The following is a 3,123-nucleotide window of genomic DNA, read 5'->3' as shown; positions in this document are numbered from 1 at the left end:
CCACCCACCACCACCCTTGCCGCTGACAACTCTTTGACTGTGGTCGCCAGCTTGAGCACTGTCTGCGCCTCACAAGTCACGGCGGTGAACCCGACCAGATCCGGCGCAAAAGCCTTCAACGCAGACTCCAGCGCCTCCGGCTCAACCTTCAGATCAACAATACGCACCTCATGACCGTAGAGATTTCCCGCCAGGGCCTCCAACGCCAGTGGTTCACTGCGGAAGATTTTTTTGATCGAGGTAATGCCGTAGCGTTCTTCGGGAATGCTGCGGCCACAGTTAGGAGGATTGATGAGCAGGATTCCCATGGATTTTTTTTACCAGAAATAGCGAAAAAGACAAACACTAAAGATTTGGTAGAATGTAACGGACATGGTTGTGGAATGTTCTTTTGCCGATCGTTCGGGGGCACAAAAAAATTGCCCTGACATTTACATCACCTTTACATCGATATCTGTATGGTGAGGGTCAAGTTTCCATCACCAGTGACACGGACGCACAAATTTATGACAAGGAGGTGATGATTTCGTGCTGAACTGAGGCGTCCCTTACTGCCACTTACTAAATGACCATTCTTCTAAAGAGAGGTAACGATGAAAAAACTTGTTGCGTTAACGGCCATGCTGCTGCTGGCTGCCGGTTCAGTTGCTTTTGCCGAGGTGACTTATGATGCCGTCCAGAAGGTTGATGTGAGCCATCAGAGCAGTCTCAAGTTCAAAAACCTGCCCCAGTACCAGTCTTACCAGAAAAATAACGAAGATACCCAGATGACCGAGTATGGTGGTTCTGTGCCCCATCGCAAACATGATGACTTCAGCCCGCTGCCAAAGGGCTACAGGCACGCCCAGCCCTACCTGAAAAACCTCTGGCTTGGCTATCCCTTCAGCTATCAGTATGACCGTGCCCGCGGCCATACCTATGCTATTGATGACGTCTTCAAGATCGACCGGATCAATCGTTACAGCGAAAAAGCCGGTCTACCGGCGACCTGTATCAACTGCAAAACCAACACGATTCCTGACTATGTCAATGCTTTCGGCGATGCTTTCTGGTCCTCTGAATTCCACAACTATCGTCCTGCTCATGACGGCAAGATGAACTCCATTGGTTGTACCAACTGTCACGACCAGGAAAACAACTTCCGTCTGGCGATTACCAGCTTTCCGTTGGACGAAGCTCTCAAGCGGCAGGGCAAAGACTGGCGTGAAGCCTCCCGTGATGAAATGCGTTCGCTGGTTTGTGCCCAGTGCCATGTTGAATACTATTTTGAGACCGGCGTTCACGGCGTTGCTGCCAAGCCCCATTTCCCTTGGGATAATGGCATGAACCCAGGTGATATGTATGAATTTTACAGTAATGGCGAGCCCACCCCTGATGGTTTCAAAGGTGCCTTTGTTGACTGGACCCATGCTGTTTCCAAGACCCCGATGCTGAAAACCCAGCATCCCGAATATGAGATGTATTCGGATAGTATTCACGGTGCTAACGGCGTTTCTTGTGCCGACTGTCATATGCCTCGCATTAAATCAGGCCCGGCAACGATCTCCTCTCACCACTGGACCTCACCGCTTAAAGATGATGTCGGCATGAGCGCCTGCATGGGTTGCCATGGTGATAAGACCCCTGATTTCATGAAGGGGCGCGTCGAGTACCATCAGGAAAAAGTCTGGAAGCAGCTGAATATTGCTCAGGAAAAGTCGGTGCGTGCTCATGAGGCCGTACGTTTGGCGATGGAATATCCGAACCTGGCGCTGCCCAACGAGACCATCATCAATGAGGCACGTGAATTGGTACGTAAGGGGCAGTGGTTCTGGGATTATGTCTCGGCAGAAAACTCCGCCGGCTTCCATAACCCGAGTAAAGCGCTGGAAACTCTGGCGTTGTCACAGCAGTACAGTGATCAGGCAACCCAGCTGGCAATCCGCGCCACCGATTACGCTATTGCCAAGGATCTCGATAAGCCGATCAACGAGCTGGTGCCACCGATCAAGGAGCACAGCCGCAAGTTGCAGCAGAGCCAGGCACACCTGGATTCCCACCCCTGGTTGGGATATCTGCCCCTGTTGCCCGAAGCTGAGCTGATCTGGAACGGCTACGAGAGAGTGAAATAGGCCCCAACCAACGCCACATCGATTAACCAGTCGGGGCAGAGGTGGAGCCTCTGCCCTGAGAGGGAGTTATTTATGAAACAAAAAAGCTCAATCGTCTGGATCGTGGTCGTGGTTGTTCTGGCAGTGGTTCTGCTGGCAACCTGGGGATTGGCCGCGAAAACATCAACGGATAATTTCTGTGTAACCTGCCATGCTTACGAGAAGGTTTCGTGGGATCATGGCCAGCACCCTGATATCGGTTGCATCGCTTGTCATACCAAAGGTCTGATCAAGGATAAAACTGCCGGCATGCGTAAAGTCTTCCTGACCCTGACCGATCAGGTCGATCCGCACCGGGACAATTTGCCCAGTTATCTGGAAAAAACCCATGAAAACTGTGTTGCCTGTCATATGACGGAAGAAATCGTCGAGATGCTGCCGCATTTCAAGGCGCGTCATGAAGAGTATCTTAAAGCGACCCCGACCTGCATGGGATGTCATGATGCCGGTCACACCCTCAAGCTTAAGGATCTGCGTAAAGAAGGTGCGCGTTTGAGGATCTGATCTGGTGATGGTTAGTACAAAGAACGAAAAAAAGCCCCCGTTTCCAACTGGAAGCGGGGGCTTTTTTCGTGGTGCGTATCACCCTTCAAATCGATACCCCTGTCCCAGTACGGTGACGATAGATTTCGGTGCTGTCGCATCATCCTCCAGCTTTTGGCGCAGATGCTGAATATGGACATCAATGACCCGGCTCCAGGAGTAAATCGGTGAGTCTTTCCACAGGGTGCGCCTGATCTCTTCACGGGTCACCAGGCGGCCACGATTCTCGACCAGAAAGACGAGTAGCTGAAACTGCTTCGGGGTCAAGGCAATCACCTCGCCACGCAGGGTCACCTGGTGATTGCCGATGTCCACCAACAGGTCGCCGGCACTGATGGAGCGGGCTGGTTCTGCTGATGGCGCCTGGCGCAGACGCGCGCGGATACGCGCCAGCAGTTCAGAGGTTTCAAAGGGTTTGACCACGTAATCA

General features: G+C 52.2%; 4 protein-coding genes. 2 read left to right on the top strand and 2 right to left on the bottom strand.

Annotation, left to right across the window (positions count from 1 at the left end):
- Positions 1–308, bottom strand: a 308-nt coding sequence (locus AC6F7T_RS14105; RefSeq protein WP_500719883.1) for a cobalamin-dependent protein, incomplete at its 3' end; no start/stop codon positions are given.
- 285 nt (positions 309–593) lie between these two features.
- On the opposite strand from AC6F7T_RS14105, the gene AC6F7T_RS14100 reads away from it, so the two are divergent.
- On the top strand, positions 594–2,111 hold the full coding sequence (locus AC6F7T_RS14100) for an ammonia-forming cytochrome c nitrite reductase subunit c552 (RefSeq protein WP_500719881.1): 1,518 nt from the start codon (positions 594–596) through the stop codon (positions 2,109–2,111).
- A gap of 72 nt (positions 2,112–2,183) precedes the next feature.
- Positions 2,184–2,654, top strand: coding sequence for a NapC/NirT family cytochrome c (locus AC6F7T_RS14095; protein ID WP_500719879.1), 471 nt, complete (start codon positions 2,184–2,186; stop codon positions 2,652–2,654).
- Between the two features lie 78 nt (positions 2,655–2,732).
- On the opposite strand, the gene AC6F7T_RS14090 is transcribed toward AC6F7T_RS14095, so the two are convergent.
- Positions 2,733–3,123: winged helix-turn-helix domain-containing protein (locus tag AC6F7T_RS14090; protein WP_500719878.1), on the bottom strand; the 391-nt coding region annotated here is incomplete at its 5' end.

Source organism: Pelovirga sp., from assembly GCF_059864205.1.
This window is presented reverse-complemented; position numbering and strand designations above follow the sequence as displayed.

Bases quoted from the DNA above. Each gene is read 5' to 3' on its own strand.
- AC6F7T_RS14100 (WP_500719881.1), top strand. From the start codon at position 594: ATGAAAAAACTTGTTGCGTTAACGGCCATGCTGCTGCTGGCTGCCGGT.
- AC6F7T_RS14095 (WP_500719879.1), top strand. From the start codon at position 2,184: ATGAAACAAAAAAGCTCAATCGTCTGGATCGTGGTCGTGGTTGTTCTG.